Here is a 20,084-nt window from a genome sequence, read left to right on the forward strand (position 1 = left end):
CTGACCGGACCGAACCGGGCCAAGGAGTCGTGGGGGTAACCAACTGTTGGTGATTGAGTGTTCATAAGTGTCTTTTACGGGTCATGAGTGTTGTATGATCTTGGCTTATGAACCTGACGGAATGGGCGCGGGCGCAGGGGATTGCTCCCCGGACTGCGTACCGCTGGTTCCGTGAGGGCACCTTGCCGGTCCCTGCGGAACGAGTCGGACCACGCACGATCCTGGTGAACATGGATGCGAATGCATCACCGTCTGTGACGGGTGGTGTCGGACTGTATGCTCGCGTGTCCTCGCACGACCAGAAGGCCGACCTGGAACGCCAGACCGCGCGGCTCACCCGGTGGGCGACGCAGGCCGGTCACCGGGTGGTGCGGGTGGAGTCCGAGATCGGATCGGGGATGAACGGCTCGCGCATCAAGGCCCGCCGGCTGCTGGCCGATCCGGATGTGACGGCCGTGGTGGTGGAGCACAAAGACCGGCTCGGCCGCATGAACGTGGAACTGGTCGAGGCCGCGCTGTCCGCGACCGGCCGCCGCCTGGTCGTCCTCGATGAGGGTGAGGTGGAAGACGACCTCGTACGCGACATGGTGGAGGTGCTGACCTCGTTCTGTGCCCGCCTCTACGGCCGCCACTCCGCGAAGAACCGGGCACAGAAGGCACTGGAAGCGGCGGCCAGAAATGGGTAGGCCGAAGAAGCCGGTGCGGGCCATCGAGGCGCCGTTCGTGGCCCTTGGCCCCTCCGGTGTCGCCATCCGCGACCGCCTCAAGTGCCTGACCGCCGAGGACGAGAAGGTGCTGCGCCTCGTGGGTGAGCACCAGGGCCGTCTGGCCTCCCGCGACCTCAGGACACGCTGCGCGGACGGACACGAGCACTCCGGCCAGACGTGGGCGGCGCGGAAGCGGGAGCTGACGAAAGAGTCGTCCTCCCGGATCGCCGGGGCGATCACGAAGGCCACCCACGATCAGTGGGCACTCGCTCGCCGCTGCCAGGCCGCGCACGTCCAGAACCTCGAAGCCGGAATCCGCACGCTGCGGCACCGGCTGTCCCTCCCCCTGACGGAGAAAGGCTCGAAGCGGGCTCCGGGCGGCTACCGGTCGAAGAAAGAGTGGCACGCCAAGTCCCGCCGCCTGGCCGCTTTGGAGGCCCGCCACGATGCCGCTGTCTGCGACTGGGAGACGGGGCGGGTGCGAGTCGTGCGCGGCGGGAAACGCCTCGCCAACACCCGCCACCATCTCGCGAAGGCCCGGCTCACCGAGGCCGAGTGGCGCAAGCGATGGGAGGCGGAGCGCTGGTTTTTGGCCGCTGACGGCGAGTCGGGCAAACGCTTCGGAAACGAAACGATCCGCGTCGCCCCCGACGGCGGAGTATCCATCAAGCTGCCCGCACCGCTCGCGCACCACGCGAACGCCCCGCACGGCCGGTACGTCCTGACATCGAAGGTGACGTTCGCGCACCGGGGCCAGGAGTGGGCCGACCGTATCGAGGGCAACCGGGCCGTGGCCTACCGCATCCACCTCGACACAGACCGCGGACGCTGGTACATCACCGCGTCCTGGCAACGCCCCGTCGTCCAGACGGTTCCCCTTCACACGGCCCGCGCGAACGGCATGATCGGCGTGGACACCAACGCCGACCACTTCGCCGCCTACCAGCTCGACACCCACGGCAACCCGACCGGCGAGCCCCGCCGCTTCCACTACGACCTGTCCGGCACCGCGAATCACCGGGACGCGCAGATCCGGCACGCCATCACCCAGGTCCTGCACTGGGCCAAGCGCGTGGGCGCCGCGGCCATCGGCCTGGAAAACCTCGATTTCACCTCCGAGAAGACCCGCGAGAAGCACGGCCGCAAGAAGCAGTTCCGTCAGCTCATCACCGGCATCCCCACCGGGAAACTCAAGGCACGCCTTGTCTCGATGGCCGCCGAGCTCGGTCTGTCGATCGTGGCCGTCGACCCGGCGTACACCTCCCAGTGGGGAGGCCAGCACTGGCAGAAGCCGCTGGCCACCCCCCGACGCAAAATGACTCGCCATGACGCGGCATCGGTCGCGATCGGCAGGCGCGCCCTCGGATACCCGGTCCGGCGACGGACGGCACCGCCCCCACCGCACCAGAGCGATGCTGTGGGGCATCGGACCGTCCAGGCCAGACCAGGCACCCGAGGACGCGAGGAAACCCGCCACCTCGTCACGGAGCGTGCACACGATGCACGTGACCGAACGGGGACACACCAGGGAACGCGGGAGACCAGTGCATCCAAAACCGTTCGGGATGCGCGCAGTACCAGGACGTGGGTCCAAGACTCACTCCTGATCACTGACTAGGAACGGTGTTTGGGATCCGTCGACAAGGCTACTCAGCAGGGGCGTCCGACGGCCGGCCCGGACGAAGGCACCGGAGAGTTGAACTCACAGCTCCCGGTGCCATCCGCTGGAGCGCACGCCGTCACCTCCGGTCCGCCGCGTGCAGGCGCCGCAGGGCGCGGCGAAGCTCCCGCTGTATCTCTTCCGGGAGCGTCTCGTCCTCCGTCGTGGCGACCAGGGCCGCGGCCACGTCCCGGAGCTTGATGTTGCAGTGCTGCGACACACCCACGAGCACATCCCAGCCCCTCTCGCTGGAGCATGGCGCCAGAGCCATCACCATGCCGCGCGCCTGGTCGATCACCGCACGCGTCACCAGCGCCCGCTCCAACTGCTCGTTCCTGGCACGCAGTTCGACGACCTCGGCCAGCAGAGCCGCATCCCTCGCCACAGCCACAGCCGCAGCCTCAGCCTCAGCCGCCAACATCCGCTGTTCTTCGCGGTGCGTGGTCACCTGACGCACGGCGCGTACCTCACAACGCATCGCCCTGTCCCGACGCAGCCGACCTCGGCCTTGCCGATGATGAGGCCGAGAAGCAGGACGAACACGGTGGGCCTCCCGGGAGCGGAAAGGGGACATCGCTGCCGGGGACTGAGGCGTCACTCAACAGCGTAGTCCTGCCCAGAGGTTGCGGATACCGTGCGACGTCAGCAGGTACTGCCGTCAACAGCTGGCTACTTGACATCTGAACCCGCTTGTCGTCACCCGGCTCCGGCACGGCCGATGCTCCGCGAGGGGGGCAATGATCCGCTGGCCGTCGCGTCGCGCGCATCGCACGACAGGCAGGTACACATTCGCTTGCCTGCCCGGGCGACCGGCTGTGCATGTCCGACGCACACGGACAGTAGTAAAATCAGGACAGCCGACGCCGGCAGGCGCCTCGCCCAGAGGGGAGACGGCATGATCCAGACGGCCGATATCCGAGAATGGCGCAACGAGGACGTCGTCGATCCGAAGGGCCACAGGATCGGCGCGCTGGAAGCGGTGTATGTGGACACCGCCACCGACGAACCGGCCGTGGCCACCGTCCGGACCGGACTGCCCACCCGGCACCGTCTGGTCTTCGTCCCCCTCGACGAAACGACCCTCGGGCCGGGCTATCTCAAGGTCTCCTACGCCAAGAGCCTGGTGAAAAAGGCGCCTGCCATCGGGACGGACGACATTCTGCCCGCCGAGCAGGAGGAAGAGATCTTCCGCTACTACGGCAAGGACTACCAACCGGGCGCCGACGGCGAACGGCAACTCGCACGGCGCTGAGGCGCTCAGACGCCGAGTCGCTGAGACGCCGAGTCGCTGAGACACCGAGACGGCAGTCCGCTCGAAGGAGGTGTGCGGGCGATGGTGCTCTTCCTGCTGCTCGTCCTCGCCGCCATGATCCTGGGAATCATCGGCGTGGCAGCCGATGGCCTGGGCTATCTGCTGGTGATCGGCATCCTGGTCCTGGCGGCCGATATCACCTTTGCCTCCGTACGGTGGTCCCGGCGAGCCAGGCAGCGTCCCGTTCGCTGACGGGACCAACGGGAACTGACGGGACTCACAGGACTCACAGGACTCACAGGACTCACGGGACTCACGGGGTGGCCGATCAGCCGTGCAGCGAGCGGTACGCCGCGACCGCCCCGGGATGCAGTCCGATGCCGCCCGTACCGATCAGGCTGCGCACGTCGAGAAACTGCGTGCCGACGGCATTGTCGGGAACGAGCGCCGTCGCGCGGAGCACCAGCAGGCGAGTGAGCGCGTCGGCCACGCCACGGGCGAGGTCGGGGCGGCACACCAACAGGTTGGACACTCCGATGGTGGCGACACCGTCCGCCGCCCGGTACGCACCGTGCGGCAGTGTCACCTCTTCCAGGCCGGAGCCGGCCAGGCCGTCGCGGCCACCGAGACCGCCGAGCCGGGGCAGCAGACCGGCCAGGGGCAGGAACCGCAGGCCGAACCGGTCGTCGAGATCGGAGAGGGCCGGCAGCGGTACGCCGCCCGCGACGAGCAGCGCGTCGACCGAGCCCGACCGCAGGGCGCCTGCCGCGGCGGCCAGCGGCAGATGACGTACCGGGACGTCGGTGCCGGGCGAAAGGCCCGCGGCGTGCAGGATCCGCTCGCCGAGTACGGCCGCGCCCGATCCGGCCGCACCGAGCGAGACGGCGTGTCCGGCCAGATCGGAGACGGCACGCACGGGCGAGTCGGCGCGGACGGCGAACTGGAGGTAGGTCCCGTAGACCCTGCCGATCGCGCGCAGAGGCACCGGGCGCGGGAAGAGGGCGGTGCCCGCGGCGGCCCGTGCGGTGTCGGTGAGGACGAGCGCGAGGTCGGCACGCAAGGCGGTACGGCGGTCGGGAGGAGCGGTACGCGAGTCCGCAGGGGCTGTACGGCGGTCGGCAGGAGCGATGGGGTAGTCGGCAGCGCTGTGGCTGTCAGCAGGAGCCGTCCGGCAGTCGGCAGGGCGGCTCACGGAGCACCGCCCTGGGCGCGTCGAGAGGCGGCGCGGATGCGCGGGCTCCGCGATGCGGTGGTTTCGCCGGGCCCCGGGGCGACGCGCATGGGTACGGGCCGACGAGCGCCGCGCATGGGCGCGGGACACACCACGCGCACCGATACGGGCCGACCAGCCGCGCGCATGGGTACGGGCCCACGAGGAACGCGCATGCGTGCGGGCCCACGATCGGCGGCCCGGCCGTTCACGGCGCGCCGCCGTCGAAAAGCGCGCGCGGCACGATCGCTCTGGCCCGCAGCCCCCGCGGTCGCGACGGCTCCAGCTCCAGTCGGCCTCCCCGACCCGCCAGCAGTTGTTCGGCGATGGCGAGGCCCAGCCCCGTACCCGCCGTGCCGTCCTGTCGTTGTCGGCCCGCGCGCCAGAACCTGGTGGTGGCCAGGGGGAGTTCCTGGGTGTCCAGCCCCGGGCCGTCGTCCGTCACCGTGAGGACCGCGAGCGGGCCTTCGGTGGTGCAGCACAACGAGATCTCGGCTCCCCGGCCCGCGTACTTGATGGCGTTGTCCAGGAGAATGTCCGTGATCTGGGCGAGTTCGCGGTCCGTGCCGACGGCCATGACCGGGGCATCGGCGGCCTGAGTGGTGAGGCGGGCTCCGGCGCGGCTGGCGACCGGCTCCCACAGGCGGTACTGGGCGGCCGCGACCGCCGCCGCGTCGCAGTGGCCGTCCGAGCCGTCGGTCACCGTCAGTTCCCCGGCCCGGTGTTCCGCGGTGGCGAGGGCCAGCATGTCGTCGAGGAGGGTCTCCAGACGGTCGAGCTCGGTGGTGACTCCGGTGTACGTGCGGTCGGCCGACGCGGGCAGATGGGTGTGCAGGGCGTCGACCCGCACTCTGAGCGCCGCCATCGGGTTGCGCATCTGGTGCGAGGTGTCGGCGACGAGCCGGCGTTGCTGCTCCAGGGCCGCCGTGACGGTACGCGCCATGCGGTTGAACCCGGAAGCCAGCTGGCGCAGTTCGGGCGGGCCACCGGCCCTCGTCCGGTCGGGTGGGAGTCCTGCCGCGAGTCGGCCGACGGCACGGTCGAGGCGACGCAGCGGGCTGACCACCCAGTCCGTCGCGGCCCGGGCGAGGACCGTACAGGCGACGGCGACCAGCGCCGTTCCGGCGCGAACCGCGGCCCAGCGCCGGGTGATGTCGTCCGCGGCGGTGCCCACCGAGGCCCGCAGCACGACGGCCCCGGAGACCTGGGTCCCGGTGCCCGCGGGCTCGGCGAACATCCGGTGCCCACACGACCAGGGACGCAGCGCGCCCGCGGGGTGCGCGGTCTGGTTGCGCAGGGCCGCGTCGAGCAGCCGGGCGACGGCGGGGTCGGCGGCCCGCATACCGCCCGTCTCGACGACAGGGCCCCGGCGCGTGTCGGTGACCACGAGCGACTCCCCGTACAGCTGGGTGTAGCGGCGCGCTTCGGCGGCGACGGCCGAGGTGTCGCCGGTCGCCGTGGCCTGGTCCATGAGGGACGCGAAGCGGTCGAGGTCGGCGCTGCGGGCGAGAACCAGCTGCTGGGTGCGGTCGGAGGCGGTGAACAGCAGCAGCGGAACGGCGAACGCGGCCACCGCGAGCACGGCGAAGACCAGCAGTGCGGCCTGGACCCGGGTGCGCACGCGTCGGCTCCTCAGTCCCCGAGGTTCCCGAGGTTCCCGACGCTCCCGAGGCCCCCGAAGCGGTAGCCGAAGCCCCGGATCGTGGTGAGCAGTTCGGGGCGGCGCAGCTTGGCGCGCAGCTGGGTGAGGTGGACGTCGAGGGAGCGGGACACGGTCTGGTAGGCGTCGCCCCACACCTCGTCCAGGAGCTGCTGGCGGCTGACCGCCGTGCCCGCCCGCCCGGCCAGTACGGCGAGGATGTCGAACTCCTTGGTGGTCAGCTCGGCCTCCACGCCGCCGACCAGGACCCTGCGTGCGTCGAGGTCCACCTCGCCCAAGACCCCCGGCTGGCTGGACTGGTACCAGCACCCGTCCGAGCCGACGTTCCGGCTTCCGCCGGGGACCGTCGACGTCCACTGTCATGTCTTCGGCCCGCAGGCGGAGTTCCCCTTCGCACCGGAACGGAAGTACACGCCCTGCGACGGCGGCAAGGCCGAACTGTTCGCGCTCCGCGACCACTTGGGCGTCGCCCGCAACGTCATCGTGCAGGCCACCTGCCACGGGGCGGACAACTCCGCCATGGTGGATGCCGTCCGGACGGCCGACGGCAGGGCACGTGGCGTCGCGACCGTCCGTCCGGACATCAGCGAGGCCGAGCTGCTCCAACTCGACGCGGCGGGTGTGCGCGGAGTGCGCTTCAACTTCGTACGGCGTCTGGTCGACGCCTCGCCCGAGGACGCCCTGCGCACGATCGCGAAGAAGGTCGCCCCGCTGGGCTGGCACATCGTCCTCTACTTCGAGGGCGCCGACCTGCCCGAACTGGAGGGCTTCTTCGGTTCGTTGCCCACTCCGCTGGTGGTGGACCACCTGGGGCGGCCGGACGTGACCCAGCCGGTGGACGGGCCGCGGTTCACCCGGTTCCTGCGCTTCGTCGACGACAACGACGTCTGGGTGAAGGTGACCTGCCCCGAACGCCTCAGCGTGACCGGACCCGCGGCCCTGGACGGCGAACGGCACGCCTACACCGACGTCGTTCCCTTCGGCCGCCGCGTCGTGGAGGAGTTCCCGTCTGGCCGTCGCCTTCGCCTACTTCTTCGAGTTCGCGGACATCAACAGCTTCGCCACCACCGCACCGAAACTGATCGACCTGTGGGGCGTGACGGTCGACCAGGTCGCCTACGTCACGTCCTTGTCGTTCGTCGGCATGTTCATCGGGGCCATCGTCGCCGGGGCCATCGCCGACCGGTGGGGCCGCAAGCGGGCGCTGCTGTGGACGACGCTGTTCTTCGGCGTCTTCTCGTTCGCGGCGGCGTTCTCCTGGGATCTCGTGTCCCTCGGCGTTTTCCGCGTCCTGACCTCGGCGGGTCTGTCGGCGATGACCGTCGTGGGAGTCGTCTACATCAACGAGATGTATCCGTCGGCGATCCGCGGCAAGTACCAGGCGTACGCCATCGTCATCGGCATCTGCGGCACGCCCGTCACCAACCTCATCGCCAGCGCGGTCGTGCCGCTCACCGACTGATCGTGGCGGCTGGTCTACATCTGGGGTTCCCTGGGCATCCTGCTCATCCTGTTCACCCGGCATCTCAAGGAGTCACCCCGCTGGCTGGAAAGCCGGGGAGACCACGCCGAGGCGGACGCGGTCCTCCGGGAGATCGAGGCGAGCGTCGCCGCGGAGAAGGGCCCCCTTCCCGAGCCCGCTCCCCCCCGTCACCGAGACGCCGTCGGCCAAGGCCCCGCTGCGCCTGCTCCTCCAGAAGAAGTACCTGTTCCCGACCCTGCTGCTGACGGTGCTGTGGATGACGCAGACCATCGGCTTCTTCGGGTATTCGAGCTGGGCGCCCACCCTCCTGGCCAAGGAGGGATTCAGCGTCGAGAAGTCCGTCTTCTACGTGGCTCTGACCACGGTCGGTGCCCCGCTCGGCTGCTTTCTGGCGTCCCTCGTCACCGACCGGTTCGAGCGCAAGTGGTGTCTGGTCGCCTTCGGTCTCGTGATCGCGGTGTGCGGCCTGTTGTACGGGCTCACCTTCAACCCGGCCCTCATCATCGTCTTCGGCTTCCTGGTGAATCTCTTCGAGCGTGGCTACCCGGCACTCGCCTATGCCTACTCGCCCGAACTCTTCGACACACGGAGTCGCTCGCTGGGCACGAGCGTCTCGTACGGCCTCGGCAGGCTGTCGAACGCCGCCGGTCCACTGATCGTCGCGGCCCTCTACAACGGCCACGGGTATCAGAGCGTCTTCTACTTCATCGCCGGCACCTGGCTGGTCGGCGCGATCGCCCTGGCTCTCTTCGGTCCCCTGACACGCTCGGCACGCCTTGCCAGAACGGAACGGCAAGACGCGGGCGCCCCTGCCTGAGCCGGGCCGCCCCGGATCCCGGTCGTCCCCCTATCGGGAGAGTCCGTTCCGGGGAGAGTCCGGTTACCGGGAAAGTCCGGCCTGGTCGCAGGCGGGCCGGAGGTCCCGGATGCAGATCTGGTCGATCGTGTACACGCCCTCCTCGACGAGCGTCTCCTTGATGGTGTCGGCCGTCACCGCGCTCGGCGTCAGCAGCACGGACGGGATGTCCTTGGTCGTGGGACTGTCGGTCGTCGTCGTGGCGATGTCGGCGAGATCCTCTCCGCTCCCGAGGGCGACGGCCATGGCGGCGGCCGCGTCGGCTTCGGCCGGGAACGGCTTGTACACCGTCATGTACTGCTCGCCCTTGATGATGCGCCGCACAGCGGCGAGGTCGGCGTCCTGGCCGGTGACGGGAGGAAGTTTCCTGACACCGGCGCTCTTGAAGGCGGAGATGACGCCCGCGGCGATGGAGTCGTTGGCCGCCAGGACGCCGTCGATCCGGTCGGGGCCCAGGGCCGCGATGGCGGCGGACATGTTGTTGTGGGCGTTCTCCGCCCTCCAGTCCAGGGTGTCGTACGACCGGCTGATCTTCACCTTGCCCGCGATGACGGAGAGGGCGCCCCGCTTGTACCAGGCCGCGTTGGGGCTGGTCGGATCGCCGTTCATCATGACGACGTCACGGCCGTGAACCGTGTCGTGCATGCCGTCCGTATCGTCCCTGCCGACCCTGTCGTCCCTGTCATCCATGGCCTTCAGGAGGGCCTCGCCCTGGAGCCTGCCGACCTGACCGCCGTCGACCGTGACGAAGCCCGAGATCGGCCCCTCGGCGAGCCGGTCGTAGGCGACGACCGGGACATCCGCCTGGCGCGCCTCCTGGATCGAGGAGCGGAGCGCCCTGGTGTCGGCGGCGTCGAGGATGAGGACCTCGACCCCTTTGGTGATCATGGACATCATCTGTTGCCGCTGCCTCGACGCGTCGTTCTCGGCGTTGGCGTACTCCATGGTGCAGCGGGGGCACAGCTCCTTGAGTCGCTTCTCGATGAGCGGCTTGTCGGAGTGCTCCCAGCGGGGGACCGCGCGGCTCGGGAGCAGCAGACCGACCGTGAAGCTGTCCGAGCCCGCCTCGCCGTCTCCTCCGCAGGCGGCCATGGACATCGTCATCAGTCCCGCGACGAGCGCCGCGACGACATACCGCGTACGAGCCCTCATGGCACACCGCCTCGTTCCGTCCCGGGCCCCGGGTCCGCGGGAGTCGGTTCGCGTGATGGCACGACGATCTCGCTCCACACCTGCTTGCCGCCGGCCACCGGCATCGAGCCGAAGGACTCCGACATCGCTTCTGCGAGAAGCAGGCCCCGGCCGCCGGTGGACTCCCAGTCCACGATCACCGGCTTGGCGGGCGCACGCGGCGAGGAGTCGCTCACACGGACGCGTACCCGGTCCCCGCGGAGCATCAGGTCGAGGCGTACCGGTCCCTGCGTGTGCACCAGGGCGTTGGTGACCAGTTCGGACACGACCAGGAGCACGGAGTCGGCCACTTCTTCGACGCCCCATCCGCGCAGCGTGCGACCGGTGAAGCGGCGGGCGTGCATGACGGCGTCGGGCAGCCGCCACACCACCCAGCCGGCTCGGATGGGCCGGGTCTTCATGCCGTCGTAGCGCAGCAGCAACAGCGCCACGTCGTCCTCGCGATGGCCTGCGTCGCCGAGCAGTTCGTCGGCCATCCGCCCCGGATCCGCCGGATCGGCCGCGGCGAGCGCGCCGCGCGTCCGCCGCATGCCCTCGTCCAGCGGCAGGTCGGCGGCCTCGACCAGACCGTCGGTGACCAGGGCGAGCACCGTGCCGGGGGCCAGCACGACCGTGGTCATGGGGAACTCCGCCTCCGCGAGAATGCCCAGCGGGAGCCCTCCCTCGACCTGCACCTCCTCGGTCCTGCCGTCGGGATGGCGGATGAGCGGCGCGAGGTGCCCGGCCCGGACGAACAGGGTGTTGCCCTCCTCCAGGTCCAGTTCGACGTAGCAGCAGGTGGCGAACAGGTCGGTCTCCATGCCGACGAGGAGCCGGTTGGCGTGGGAGACGACCACGTCGGGCGGGTGACCCTCCACCGCGTAGGCCCTGACCGCGGTACGCATCTGGCCCATGATCGTCGCGGCTCCGGCGCTGTGTCCCTGTACGTCGCCGATGACGAGCGCGACCCGGTCCTCGGAGAGGGCGATGACGTCGTACCAGTCACCGCCGACCTGCAGCCCACGCCGTGCGGGCAGGTAGCGGGCGACGGCCGTCCCTCCGGGGAGTTCGGGGAGGCGCCGGGGCAGCAGGCTGCGCTGCAGCATCGTCGCGAGTTCCTGCTCGGCGTCGTGCGCGTGCGCGCGATTGAGGGCCTGTCCGACCAGGGCCGCGGTGGCGGTCAGGAGGGACCGCTCCTCGGGGACGAACTCGTGGGGCCGGTCCCAGCCGACGAGGCACAGGCCGGCGACCCGGCCCTTGGCCGGCAGCGGCAGGACGGCCAGACCTCCGGCGCCGACGCCCGCGAGGCCGGGTTCGAGGGCTGTGCCGGCGGACCACAGGTTCATCCGGCCGTCCCGCATGGCCGTCCGCAGGGTGGGCAGGGCGCTGACCGGTGCGTCGGGCCATTCCGAGCGCCACTCGGAGCGCCAGGTCTGCGGCCAGGCGTCGGGCTGCGGCGGGTCGAGCACGGTGACCATGAGCCGGTCGTCCCGCAGCTCGGCGAGCGCCACCCGGTCGGCGCCGAGCGGCTCGCGGAGGGCGGTGACCACGACTCGGCTGACGTCGCGGACCGTTGCCGCGTCGTCGAGTGCGGCGGTCAGCCACTGGATCCTGGACACCTCGTCGGCGCTCTGCCGGAGGACCGAGGTCGCCGTCACCATGCCCAGCACCTGCTCCGGGCGGTCGTCGGTGCCCGGGACCACCCGGCAACTCAGGCTCAGCCAGCGCATTCCGCCGGTGGGGCGGCGGACACGGAACTCCAGCTCCCGGCGGCCGAACGCCTGCGTGGACGGCTCCAGGACCGAGATCAGCGCGTGCATGTCCTCCGGGAGCGCGTGCGCGAGCAGGGTGTCCACCTTGCCGTCGAAGTCACCCGGTGTGATGCCGACCAGGTCGAGCAGGGTCTGGTCCGCCTCGATCAGGCCGGTGTCCGGCACCAGGAGGAACGATCCGACGCGCAGACTCCACAGGGCGGGACCCAGCAACGACGACGGCGCGGGTCGGCCGTCCCCGGTCCGGAGCAGGCCGGCGATCGCGTCGGCGTACCGCTCCAGGAAGCGCCGCTGCTCGGCCTCGAAGGCGTCCGCGGAGGCTCCCACGACGACGAGGCAGCCCAGCCGTCCGCCCTCCGTGCCGACCGGCAGCGCGGCGAGCGACGCCGCTGCCCGTGGCGAGGTCGGCCGGCCCTCGGAGTAGGGGGTGAGTGCCGCGGGATCCAGCCACAGCGGCCGGTCGGTGCGGAAGGCGTGCGCCGCGGGTGAGTCGCCGGTCAGGGACAGCCGCTCCGGCGGCGCGTACGCGGAAGTGTCGTGTCCGGCCGTTTCCACCAACCGGAGCTCTTCGTTTCCGGCGTCGGGCACATAGACCGCTGCCAGCGCCACTCCGGCGAACGTCAAGGGCCGGTCGCTCGCGGCGACTTCCGGCACCGGTGGCGGTGAGCCGGTGTCCGCGGCGCCGGCTTCGGATGCCCGCGGATCGGATGCCCGCAACTCCGAGACTCCGGCGCGGGCACGGCCCTCGTGATCCATGTCCGCGACCTACCTCCCGTCCATGCGGCAGGTGCCGCTGGGTTGAGATCGGGCGCCCACCTACCCAGGGTCGCATATGCGGGCCAACCGGACAGATCCGCTCAGCCCCCATCCGTGGTCGTGGACCCTTCTCGGGGAGACCCGTACCGGCTGCGAGAGAGTGCGAGAGAGGTTGCCTCGGCGCCCGCCGTACGGTCGCTCTCACGGGGTGCCCCGCGCCGGAGACGGGTGGCCCCAACCGCTGCGTTCGCAGATCATCACGGCCGGTGCCAGACTGACGACGTGGTCGTCCTGCCACGTCCGCGGTACGTTCCCGGCGGACATTCGGCGTCGGCGTCCTGGCCGTCCGTCCACCAGGTCCGCGGTGCTCGGCATGCTGATCATCCAGTCGGTCGCCTCGGGCATGGCGATCACGGACACCCCCACCGCCGTCCAGTTCGTCATCACGGGCGGAGTGCTCTTCGCCGCGGTGCTCATCGACTCACCGTCGCGACGCTCACAGGAGGCACACGGGCGGGCCTGACGCGGGCGCGGCCGTGCGTCATGGCTACCTGGCTCCCCGGCTACCTGAAAGACCGCCTCGAAGACCGTCCGGACGGTATATCTGAAACGTCAAGCAATGGCCATTGGTTGCTCTGTTGCGTACCCCAACAGTCCCTTCAGCCTCTAGTCTCGCTCTCAAGTCCTTTCGAACGATGACCAGTTGAGTTGAGGGCAATGGAGCCACTTCGTCCCACGGATCCGGAAAACGTGGGGCCGTACCGTCCCGTCGCGCGGCTCGGCGCCGGGGGAATGGGGGAGGTCTTCCTCGCCAGGGACGATCAGCAGCGGGCCGTGGCCGTCAAGGTCATCCGGCCGGAGCTGGCCGCGAGCAAGGACTTCCGGATCCGCTTCCGGCGAGAGGTGGACGCGGCGCGGGCGGTGAGCGGCAGATACACGGCGACCGTCGTGGACGCCGACCCGGAGGGCCCGGTCCCCTGGCTCGCCACCGCGCACATACTCGGTCCGACGCTGGCCGACGCGGTCGAGGAGTACGGACCGCTGCCGCCGCAGTCGGTCCTGGCCCTCGGGGCCGGGCTCGCCGAGGCGCTGATCGCCGTGCACTCCGCGGGGCTGGTGCACCGCGACCTCAAACCGTCCAATGTGCTGCTCTCCCCCGAGGGACCGCGGGTCATCGACTTCGGCATCGTCCGCGCCACCGACGGCTACGAACTGACCCTGTCCGGTGTGCTGCTCGGCTCCCCGAGATACATGTGCCCCGAGCACGCCACGGGTGCCCAGATGGGCCCGGAGGGTGACGTCTTCTGTCTCGGCTCGGTCCTGGCCTTCGCCGCCACCGGGAACGCGCCCTTCGACGGCGCGTCGGCGGCCACCCTGCTGTACAAGGTGGTGCACGGCACGCCGGATCTGACCGGGGTCCCCTATCCGCTGGACACGATCATCGGGCTCTGTCTCGACAAGTCCCCGACGGCCCGCCCCACTCCGGACCGGTTGTCGGCGGCGTGCGCGCCCGGTGGTGCCGACACCTTGAACTGGGACGGCTGGCTGCCGGAACCCGTGGCCGCCTCGGCCGCACGGCAGGCCGCCGACCTCATGCACCTGGAGCTGGAGTTCGAGTCGAGGGACGACGTCATCGAGTGGGAGCCCGCCCGCGCCACCTCCGGCTTCAAGGTCGCCGGCGGCGTCCGCACCGACCCGCGCCCGGCCGTTCGGCACGCCGTCACGGATCGCCCGAGCCCCCGCCGCGTCGTCTTCCCGGAAGAGCGGACACCCAGTTCGCAGCCCCGGAAGACGCCCGAACCGGGCACGCACCGCGCACAGCGGCCGACCCTGCCGCGCCCATCCCGCCGTACGGTCCTCGCGGCCGCCGCGCTCGGCACCGTCACCCTGGGTTCCGGCGTCGCCGCACTGCTCGGCGGACCGAAGAACCGGCCGCGATCGGCCCCGAAGCCGGCCGGTCCGGCTCCGAAACCTCTGTGGGTCTACCGGGGCGACCCGCTCGTCGAGGCACCGGCGGTCTTCTACAAGGGCACCGCCCTGCTGAAGTCGCAGTCGGGCGCACTGTTCTGCCTCGGCCTCGCCGACGGAACCCGTCCCCGGTGGACCTATCGGGGCATCAGCCAGTCCCCCACTCCGCCCCTCCTCGCCTCGGACGGCGTCATCGCGCTCGGCACCGGCTCGACCGTCCTGGGCGTCGACCCGGTCACCGGCACCGAGCGGTTCTCCCTGGACTTCGGAACGGACTTCCGGTTCGACACGCTGCTCGGCGGGTTGGGCAACAAGGTCGCCATCGCCGGTCTGCGATTCAACCGCGAGGACACCCCGGACGGGTCGCAGGGGGCCGCCACCTCCACGAACGTCGTCCTCAACACCGATCTCCGGGCGCGCCTGGCCGATGTCATCCCCCTCAGCAAGGAGGACATCGGCCTCGATCTCAAACCCGTCGTCGTCACCGGCCACTTCATCTACATGGACGGGCTGCACCGCCTCACCGCCCGTGGCACCACCAGCCGCGCGGACGTGCTGTGGCGCCAGCCCACGAAGTCCGACTCCGACGCGCGGTCGGCCCCGGTGGTTCTCGGCAAGAACGTCTTCGCCGTCGACAGCGAACTCATCGCCGTGGACGTGCAGTCCGGTGCGCTGCGCTGGCGGGCGAAGGAGGAGAAGGGCGGATTCGCCTCCGTCGCCGCCGCGGCCGGGACGGTGTACTGCACCACCAGGAACCCGCACGGCGTCCAGGCGTTCGACGCCGTCGACGGCACCCGGCGCTGGTTCCGCGAGACCCCGCCGCTGGATCTGGGCAACGCCCTCGTCGCGGGCGACGGCATGGTGTTCGTCACGGCCGCACGCAACCGGGACGGGTTCTACGCGATCGACGCCCAAAAGGGCGAGCTGCTCTGGAACTTCACCGACGGCCAGGACGCCGGCATCAACGACTGGCAGCTCTCCTGCGACCGCGAAGGACCGCTGATCGCCCAGCACTTCGACAAGGTGTACGCCCTCCCGATGCCTCGACCCTGAAGGCTCCGGGACGGCCCGCCGAATGCGGCGGGCCGGGACACCTTGAGGCTCACCGGCGAGACGTGACCCAGACCACAACGGAAACGGTACCGTCTCGATAGTGGCAGGACTACGCTGAGCATCGAGGTGAACGAAACCGTTTCGTTCAGAGATTCGCGTACGTCCTCGGCGAGGACGCCCACCGTCGTCCCTCCCCATGGAGAACGCCTGCCATGACCTCCGTACTCATCGTCAACGACCAGTCCCTGCAGCGCCTCGGTCTGCGGATGCTGCTGGCCGCAGAGCCCGATCTGACGGTCGTCGGCGAGGCGGCGTCCGGAGCCGAGGCCGTCCGTATCAGCGCCGAGCTCAACCCCGACGTCGTTCTGCTGGACAGCAACATCTCCGACGCGGACGGCATCGAGGCCATCCGCCGCATCGCGCACCCCTCCCCCTTCCCTCAGGTTCCCGGACTCTCCAGAGCAGGAGGGCCGCGCCCGCGCGTACTGGCCCTGACGCCCGTCAACCACGAGGGGTACGCCCACGCCGCCCTGCGCGCCGGGGCCGCCGGATTCCTTCTCCAGCACACCACCCCCGACGAACTCACCGCGGCCATCCGCATCGTGGCCGCCGGAGACGCCGTCATCACTCCCAGCCTGACGCGCACACTCATCGACACCGTCCGCCGGGAGCGTCCTGCCCGCCGTCCCGAAGGGGACATCGGGCTGGGCACTCTCACCGGGCGCGAACGCGACGTCCTCACCGCCGTCGCCTCCGGCTGGTCCAACACCGAGATCGCCGAGCGGCTGTCCATCGCTCCGACCACGGTCAAGTCCCATGTCAGTCACATCCTCGCCAAGATCGGCGCCCACGCCCGCGTCCAGGCGGTGGTCTTCGCCTACGAGTCCGGCCTGGTCCGACCGGCGGCCTGAGGACGCTCGGGCGGCGCCCGTGCCGCCTCCCACCTGCGACGCCGGGGAATCCGGCACATCCCGGATGTGGTCCGACAGCCGGATCCCGCCGCAGGCACCGGTACCCCTTCGAATTCACACGGAGTTCCCCGCCCGGGTGCAGGCAGGGGGCCTCGTGGCGCATTCTTGCTGTGTCAGCCACTCGGCGGCGCACGGACGAGGTAGGGCCGATGACTGGGAGAGCCGAGCACGACACCCGGACGCCCGGACGCCTGGCCGCGCTGCTGACGGAGACCACGGCCGAGGCGATCAGCGCGGCCGACGGCTTCGCCGGGGGCGTGTACCTGCGCTCCAGCACGCCCGGACTGCTGCGGCTGGCCCTGCTCTCGGGACTGCCCGGGCCGCTGTTCCGCGCCTGGTGGCGACTGCACGTCGACAGCCGGTTCCCGGTCGCGGACGCCTACCGGCTGAGCGTCCAGGTGGTGCTCCCGGACGCCACGGAGACGATGCGCCGCTTCCCCCAGTTCGCGGCGGGTCTGCCGTTCCCGTTCGGGTCCGTGTACGTGCCCGTCGTGGGAGCGTCCACGGTCTACGGCGTGCTGACCCTCCTGCGCCCCTCGGCGTCGGACGCCACCGAGGTACTGCCCGCCGTTGACCGTATGGCACAGCTGGCCGAGGATCTGGGCGCGGCTCTGCTGCACCTGGAGGACAGCGAGGGGACCCCGGTCGTCTGGGACGACGAACCGCTGTGCGTGCGGCCACCGGCCGCGGGCCCTCCCGCCGCCCCCATCGGGCGTTTCACCTGGGATCCGACCACGGACGTCGTGACCGCCGACGACCGGCTGCATGCGCTGCTCGGGGTGGCGCCGGGACAGTCCGCCGACACCCCGCAGGCGCTCGCGGACGCCGTGGCCGCCGCCGACGCCCACCAGATCCTGGCCGCCCTGCGCGAGACGGCCGCGGGAAGGCCGCCGCCTCTGCCGCTGCATGTGCACTCCGTCGACGGCACCCTGCGGCTGCTGGAGCTCTGGACCCCGCACGACACGTCCGCACCGCCCGGAACGCACCCGGTCCGCGGTATCGTCCTCGATCCGGAGAGCGGCTGGGTGGGCGACAGGGCGGCCGACCTGCTCCCGGAGGGCGTGTTCTGCCTGGACCGGCTGGGCGTGGTCGTCTACGCGAATCCACGGGCGGCGGAGCTCCTGGGCCGACCGCGGGCCCAGCTGCTGGGCCGCCCCCTGTCGGAGAGCGTGCCGTGGCTGGACCGACCCGCCTACGAGGACCATCTGCGGGAAGCCCTGCTGTCACCGCATCCGGTGCATTACCACGTCCTACGGCCTCCCGAGCCTCCTCGGCCTTCCCAGCCCGAGGAGAAGCCTCTCGTGGAGCCCCACGGAGGTGACTGGCTCGCGCTCTCCGTCTATTCCGGTCCCGACATCCTGACCTGCAAGATCATTCCGGCCGACCGTGTGACGGGCCCGCCCTCCGAGTCGGCGTCCCCACCCGGGGCACACGCACCGGACGACGCGCCGCCGGCCGACGGGTCCTCGGCCGCGGTCACCTCCATGGCTCCGCTGTACCGCCCGATCGTCCTCGCGATCGCGCTGACCGAGGCGGTCACCGCCCATCAGGTGTCCGCGGTCGTGATGCAGGAACTGCTGCCGGCCTTCGGCGGCCGTCGGCTCGCCATCTACCTGCTGCAGGAGCGGCACCTGTATCTGGCCTGGGAATCGGGCTTCCCCCAGGGGTTCCTCGCGCCCTTCGACGGTGTCGGACTCGACACCCGGCTGCCCGGCGTGGAAACCCTCACGACCGGTCGGCCGCTCTTCTTCGAGTCGATGCAGCAACTGACGGCCGCCTATCCCGGCATCCCGCTCGACGCGACGGAGGGCGCCCGCGCGTTCCTGCCCCTCATCGCCTCCGGACGCCCTGTCGGCTCCTGCATTCTGGGCTTCGACCGCCCCCGCGGCTTCAGCACCGAGGAACGCACGGTGCTCACCGCCCTCGCCGGACTGATCGCCCACGCCATGGAGAAGGCACAGCGCTACGACACCGAGGCCGCGCTCGCCCGCGGGCTCCAGCACGCTCTCCTCCCTCGGCGCCTGTCGGGCCACCCGCAGGTGGAGACCGTCGGGCGCTATCTGCCGGGCACGCAGGGAATGGACGTGGGAGGGGACTGGTACGACGTCGTCGAGTCCGGGGACGGCCTCGCTCTGGTCATCGGCGACGTCCAGGGCCACGGTGTCCAGGCCGCCGCCACCATGGGCCAACTCCGCAGCGCCGTAAGAGCCTTCGCGCTCGGCGACCATCCGCCCGACGAGGTCCTCAGCGGCACCAACCATCTCCTGATCGACCTCGATCCCGGCCTGTTCGCCAGTTGCTGCTACATCCGGCTGGACCCCGTCACCGGCTTGGCCCGATTCGCCCGCGCCGGTCATCCGCCGCCGATCCTCCGCTACCCGGACGGCCGTACCCACATCCTGGACATCCCCGGCGGTGTCGTGCTCGGCGTCGACCCGCACGCCCAGTACCCCGTGACGGAGGTGCAGCTGGAGCCCGACGCCATCCTCGCGCTCTACACGGACGGACTGGTCGAGCGGCCCGGCGGCGACATCGACGAGGGCATCACCGCGCTGCGCGTGGCCTTGGCCCGGGCCGGTTCCCCCGCTGTCCGCCGCGGCGGCCGTTCACTGACCGCCGTCGCCGACCGGCTCACCGCCACGGCCCGGCATGTCGCCGACCGCCCCGACGACATCGCCCTGCTGCTCACGGCACGCCGCCCGATGCCGCATGGCCGCGGCTGAACGACGGCACCCCGGTCGGCACTCCCCCGTACGGGACAAGGCCGTGCGAGACCCGGCCGTGCGGGGGCTCACCCGCGCGGAGGAGTGATCGGCCGCCCCAGACGTACGGGCACCCCCGGCGAGTACAGCACGCTCACCGGCTCCCCGGCCGGCGTCGGCAGCCCGGCCGACTCGACGAGGTTCTCCTCGCACGCGACCAGCGTCGCCCGGTGCAGCGGCCAGCGCGGATGGTCGTTCGGCAGGAAACCGGCATCGCCGAAGAACGGATTGTGCATGCCCCACCGGGCGGTCAGGAAGTGCTCCAGCACGGTCGGCTCGGCTATGCGCTCCCCGGGCCTGACGACGAGCCGGCTGTACGCGCCGCGCGGTCCCGGCACCCGCCGCGCGCTGGTGTAGCCGACGGTGTCCTCTCCGGTCCGCACGGACATGCGTGACCACACGTACGGCAGCCGGAACGCGAGGCGCCCCATGAGCACGGGCACGAGCCGGGACGCGTCCATGGAGCGGAAGACCACACCGCGCCGACCGTGCGCGTCCACCGAGTACAGGCGCACGTTGGTCTCCGGGAAGGAGCCGAAGTACGGCACTCCCGGCAGACGCAGCCAGCCCACCCGGTGCATCCGGAACGCGACCAGCCCGACGAAGGTGACGCCGTCCACGGTGTCGGGAACGGTGCCGTCCGGCAGCAGTCCCGCCACGGCCGCCGGATCCACGGCCCAGTGCACGAAGGTGAGGTCCAGCCACTGCTGGGTGAGCAGGGGGCGGCCGAGCGCGACCGGGGCGTCGGGCGTGATCGGTTCCGGCACGGACGAGGTGATCGACACGCGCGCCAGCATCGCAGGA

Annotated in this window: 14 protein-coding genes and 3 pseudogenes; 10 read left to right on the top strand and 7 right to left on the bottom strand. The window is 70.9% G+C overall.

Translation table 11 applies throughout. From position 1 onward, the window contains the following. Positions 1–107: 107 nt before the first annotated feature. Positions 108–686 (top strand): IS607 family transposase, encoded by a 579-nt coding sequence (locus tag OHA11_RS01030; RefSeq protein ID WP_266491030.1) that lies wholly within the window; start codon positions 108–110, stop codon positions 684–686. Beyond that, positions 679–2,325, top strand: a complete 1,647-nt coding sequence (locus OHA11_RS01035) for a transposase (RefSeq protein WP_266491033.1) — start codon at positions 679–681, stop codon at positions 2,323–2,325. Before OHA11_RS01030 ends, OHA11_RS01035 begins: the two co-directional genes overlap by 8 nt. A 121-nt stretch (positions 2,326–2,446) precedes the next feature. Here OHA11_RS01035 and OHA11_RS01040 read toward each other — a convergent pair whose 3' ends face one another. Continuing rightward, positions 2,447–2,758 (bottom strand): ANTAR domain-containing protein, encoded by a 312-nt coding sequence (locus tag OHA11_RS01040; protein ID WP_266491034.1) that lies wholly within the window; start codon positions 2,756–2,758, stop codon positions 2,447–2,449. Between the two features lie 504 nt (positions 2,759–3,262). On the opposite strand from OHA11_RS01040, the gene OHA11_RS01045 reads away from it, so the two are divergent. Continuing rightward, positions 3,263–3,619 carry a PRC-barrel domain-containing protein gene (locus tag OHA11_RS01045; protein ID WP_266491035.1) on the top strand — a complete coding sequence of 119 codons (357 nt, stop codon included), beginning with the start codon at positions 3,263–3,265 and terminating at the stop codon, positions 3,617–3,619. Between the two features lie 81 nt (positions 3,620–3,700). Next, the gene (locus OHA11_RS01050; protein WP_266491038.1) at positions 3,701–3,871 is read left to right on the top strand and encodes a hypothetical protein; all 171 of its coding nucleotides are present in this window, start codon (positions 3,701–3,703) and stop codon (positions 3,869–3,871) included. Between the two features lie 76 nt (positions 3,872–3,947). Here OHA11_RS01050 and OHA11_RS01055 read toward each other — a convergent pair whose 3' ends face one another. The 3 genes from OHA11_RS01055 to OHA11_RS01065 all read right to left on the bottom strand — a co-directional run bounded on the left by OHA11_RS01055 (position 3,948) and on the right by OHA11_RS01065 (position 6,758). Then, positions 3,948–4,679, bottom strand: coding sequence for a TAXI family TRAP transporter solute-binding subunit (locus OHA11_RS01055; RefSeq protein WP_323186501.1), 732 nt, complete (start codon positions 4,677–4,679; stop codon positions 3,948–3,950). A gap of 358 nt (positions 4,680–5,037) precedes the next feature. Next, complete coding sequence (locus tag OHA11_RS01060) at positions 5,038–6,450, bottom strand: HAMP domain-containing sensor histidine kinase (protein WP_266491039.1); 1,413 nt, start codon at positions 6,448–6,450, stop codon at positions 5,038–5,040. An 11-nt stretch (positions 6,451–6,461) separates the two neighbouring features. Next, complete coding sequence (locus OHA11_RS01065) at positions 6,462–6,758, bottom strand: winged helix-turn-helix domain-containing protein (protein ID WP_266506848.1); 297 nt, start codon at positions 6,756–6,758, stop codon at positions 6,462–6,464. Between OHA11_RS01065 and OHA11_RS01070 the strand changes: the two are divergent. Beyond that, positions 6,688–7,497: pseudogene (locus tag OHA11_RS01070) on the top strand (amidohydrolase family protein); the annotation flags it as partial. The gene OHA11_RS01065 and the pseudogene OHA11_RS01070 overlap by 71 nt on opposite strands. A 1-nt stretch (position 7,498) precedes the next feature. Continuing rightward, positions 7,499–8,789 (top strand): annotated as a pseudogene (locus OHA11_RS01075) (MFS transporter); the annotation flags it as partial. 63 nt (positions 8,790–8,852) lie between these two features. Here the strand turns inward: OHA11_RS01075 and OHA11_RS01080 are convergent. Next, a complete protein-coding gene (locus tag OHA11_RS01080; protein WP_266491040.1) occupies positions 8,853–9,980 on the bottom strand; it encodes a substrate-binding domain-containing protein in 1,128 nt (375 codons plus the stop codon). Beyond that, positions 9,977–12,526: a SpoIIE family protein phosphatase gene (locus OHA11_RS01085; protein WP_266491042.1), complete on the bottom strand. Its 2,550-nt coding sequence runs from the start codon at positions 12,524–12,526 to the stop codon at positions 9,977–9,979. Before OHA11_RS01085 ends, OHA11_RS01080 begins: the two co-directional genes overlap by 4 nt. Before the next feature lie 340 nt (positions 12,527–12,866). Here OHA11_RS01085 and OHA11_RS01090 point away from each other — a divergent pair. The 4 genes and pseudogenes from OHA11_RS01090 to OHA11_RS01105 form a co-directional block, all read left to right on the top strand. Next, a pseudogene (locus OHA11_RS01090) lies at positions 12,867–13,049 on the top strand (sugar ABC transporter permease); the annotation flags it as partial. 227 nt (positions 13,050–13,276) lie between these two features. After that, a complete protein-coding gene (locus tag OHA11_RS01095) occupies positions 13,277–15,547 on the top strand; it encodes a PQQ-binding-like beta-propeller repeat protein (RefSeq protein ID WP_266491043.1) in 2,271 nt (756 codons plus the stop codon). A 212-nt stretch (positions 15,548–15,759) separates the two neighbouring features. Continuing rightward, a complete protein-coding gene (locus OHA11_RS01100) occupies positions 15,760–16,458 on the top strand; it encodes a response regulator transcription factor (protein WP_266491045.1) in 699 nt (232 codons plus the stop codon). A gap of 209 nt (positions 16,459–16,667) precedes the next feature. Further along, positions 16,668–19,241 carry a SpoIIE family protein phosphatase gene (locus OHA11_RS01105; protein WP_266491048.1) on the top strand — a complete coding sequence of 858 codons (2,574 nt, stop codon included), beginning with the start codon at positions 16,668–16,670 and terminating at the stop codon, positions 19,239–19,241. Between the two features lie 68 nt (positions 19,242–19,309). Here OHA11_RS01105 and OHA11_RS01110 read toward each other — a convergent pair whose 3' ends face one another. Next, positions 19,310–20,065 (bottom strand): YqjF family protein, encoded by a 756-nt coding sequence (locus OHA11_RS01110; RefSeq protein WP_266491051.1) that lies wholly within the window; start codon positions 20,063–20,065, stop codon positions 19,310–19,312. Positions 20,066–20,084 lie beyond the last annotated feature (19 nt).

The sequence above is a fragment of the Streptomyces sp. NBC_00878 genome, assembly GCF_026341515.1.
In the GTDB taxonomy this organism is placed as follows: domain Bacteria; phylum Actinomycetota; class Actinomycetes; order Streptomycetales; family Streptomycetaceae; genus Streptomyces.